This window comes from Clostridia bacterium (assembly GCA_036562685.1).
GTDB lineage: Bacteria > Bacillota > Clostridia > Christensenellales > DUVY01 > DUVY01.
The window spans coordinates 1-2,133 of record DATCJR010000145.1 but is presented as its reverse complement, the minus strand read 5'-3'; the positions used below and the strand labels follow the sequence as shown (position 1 = coordinate 2,133).

The window sequence follows — 2,133 nt, the reverse complement described above, 5'->3', positions numbered from 1 at the left end:
TACCGCTCTTAAATTGCTTCAAAAAATCGTCTGATAAAAAATCTTCTGCTTTCATCATTCTGTGTAAAGTTTAAAAGTAAAAAAATCGGAGTTCATACGAACCCCGATTTTCTATGTTTACACAGTTTTTGGTATAGTGTCCTTATGAACAGTAAACTGATCTTATTTTTCCTGATTTTCTTTGCCGTCAATCATTTGTCTGCCAAACAGCAGGGCAAAGATTCACTGCCGGATTACATGAAGCAGTTTAGAATGTATAAACTGCCCGGCATACCCGACAGCGCATTTAATATACAGCATTGGGATTCTACTAAACTCTGGAAAAAAACGTATGATTCCATCATGCGACAACGCAGCATCAATATCCCACGCAACCACATTGCCTATACAAAAGGAAGGCACTAAAGCCCGGCATGGGCTTTTTTTATCCATTGCCATTTATTTGAAGGTTTGACAGAGTTCTCGCCGTTATGTTAACTTCTACATTCCAATAATAGCTACAGCCATCGTTAACACTGATTAAATCATACTTTGCTCTGGCTTTTAAATCTTTATTCCAAAACAGGTTTACCCAGATTATTTTTTCTCCTCTGGTATTGATAAAGCCAAAATATTGCCTGCAATATTTACTAAGCCTTTGATTGATATTAGGACATCCTTTTGATTGGTTTACTTTACTGCTGTTTAAGATGGGTAGTTGTTCTCTCAAAATTCCTTCCGCTGTATGTATATCATCGCATGATAAGATAATTCTGCTTTGTTGATCTTTAATGGACTTCAAAACAATATAGCTTGTATCAAACATATATCCACAATATCTCTTCCCTTTACAACGAGCAGCTTCCTTTTGAGCATGCAAATTGAATGAGAAGATTAAAAACATTATCGCTATAAAAATTGATTTCTGTTTCATGAGATTGATTTATTGTATTGGAAAATTAATTGGAAGTCCTGCTGGCGTCAATAAGGAGGGGCCTGTTCCTGTAAAACTACCTCCGTTATCTTGCAAGCCATACTGTGTACGTAATGGCAATCCCGCTTGCTGTCTAATTATATTTTCATAATAGACTGCACGCCACTCCGATTTATTTAACCCTTGGTCTTTTGATAAGTAAGAATTTCCGTTTAAGGGGTTTGTATAATCACTTCCAATATATAATGTGCCTTGGTTAGCATCTCGTCCATGAGCCATTTCATGCCCTAATCCTATGTAGGCTGGTCTATCAGTATTTCCTGCGGTATTCATTCCGCTTGTTGATATACCAGGATTCCAAACTATTGTTCCTCCACTGCCACCAGTTGGGAGAGTACCATTAGAAACTTTTTGAAGAGAAGGAATATTTCCGTAAGAAGCTGTCAAATTTGAAGGGGTAAATGAATTGGCTGAACCATTCTTGATTGTAAAATTATTATTAGAGCCCTGCAACTCCGATACCATTGATTTGCCCTCCGCTGTCTTATTCAACGAACCTAATGCCCCAACAACTTTACCCAAATAACCCTTTACTTTTCCTGCATAGGCACTTCCATCCTTATTAGTTAAACTTCCATTGTTATAAATGACTTCTTGTTTTTTGCCTAATCCTAAAAAGCCTGTTCTAAACTGAACTCTTAAAGTATCTCCTAACGGGTCATTATACAAAATCGGGTTATTACCCATTGAGCTATACAAGCTCTGTGCATAATCGGGCTTGGGGTCTATCTGATGCCATCTGCCTATTTGCGGGTCAAGCGTTCTTAACGGTGTTGCATACCATTCTAACCCACTGCCATCACTAAATTCCTTCGATTGTAATTCTGAACCTTTGTTCCATTTCCGTTTGTTTTCCGGTGCTCCATTTAAAGCTTTTGAGCTTATTCCGCTCATAACTAAACCAAATGGATAATAATTACCGTCCCCATTTTACAGCTCCCCAACTTTTGCGGGAAGCGATTTTTGTGTCTTCTTCAAAGAGCTCTAACAGTCTCCAAAATAGGTTTTTTTATTTTCAGTTGATTTCTATAATACAAAAAAATCTTTTTTTAAGATAATTTTTCACGCTTTCAGCGGGGCTTTTCAATTGAAAAAAAAATCTGTTCAGGCTGCAGCTACTTCGGTTCTCCCGTAATGTTCAGCGTACTCCCTTTTATCCC

3 protein-coding genes and 1 pseudogene are annotated in these 2,133 nt (G+C 37.6%); 1 reads left to right on the top strand and 3 read right to left on the bottom strand.

What is annotated here, in order from left to right:
* The first annotated feature begins 144 nt into the window (after window positions 1–144).
* The gene (locus VIL26_06885; protein ID HEY8390653.1) at window positions 145–405 is read left to right on the top strand and encodes a hypothetical protein; all 261 of its coding nucleotides are present in this window, start codon (window positions 145–147) and stop codon (window positions 403–405) included.
* Between the two features lie 19 nt (window positions 406–424).
* On the opposite strand, the gene VIL26_06880 is transcribed toward VIL26_06885, so the two are convergent.
* From VIL26_06880 to VIL26_06870, 3 genes and pseudogenes are all read right to left on the bottom strand, one after another.
* Window positions 425–913 carry a hypothetical protein gene (locus VIL26_06880; GenBank protein HEY8390652.1) on the bottom strand — a complete coding sequence of 163 codons (489 nt, stop codon included), beginning with the start codon at window positions 911–913 and terminating at the stop codon, window positions 425–427.
* 9 nt (window positions 914–922) lie between these two features.
* The gene (locus tag VIL26_06875) at window positions 923–1,660 is read right to left on the bottom strand and encodes a M91 family zinc metallopeptidase (protein ID HEY8390651.1); all 738 of its coding nucleotides are present in this window, start codon (window positions 1,658–1,660) and stop codon (window positions 923–925) included.
* Window positions 1,634–1,876, bottom strand: a pseudogene (locus tag VIL26_06870) (hypothetical protein). The gene VIL26_06875 and the pseudogene VIL26_06870 overlap by 27 nt, the downstream one beginning before the upstream one ends.
* Window positions 1,877–2,133: the final 257 nt, after the last annotated feature.

Excerpts from the sequence above, each read along its gene's own strand:
- VIL26_06875 (HEY8390651.1), bottom strand. The coding sequence starts at position 1,660 with ATGGGTAATAACCCGATTTTGTATAATGACCCGTTAGGAGATACTTTA.
- VIL26_06880 (HEY8390652.1), bottom strand. The coding sequence starts at position 913 with ATGAAACAGAAATCAATTTTTATAGCGATAATGTTTTTAATCTTCTCA.
- VIL26_06885 (HEY8390653.1), top strand. The coding sequence starts at position 145 with ATGAACAGTAAACTGATCTTATTTTTCCTGATTTTCTTTGCCGTCAAT.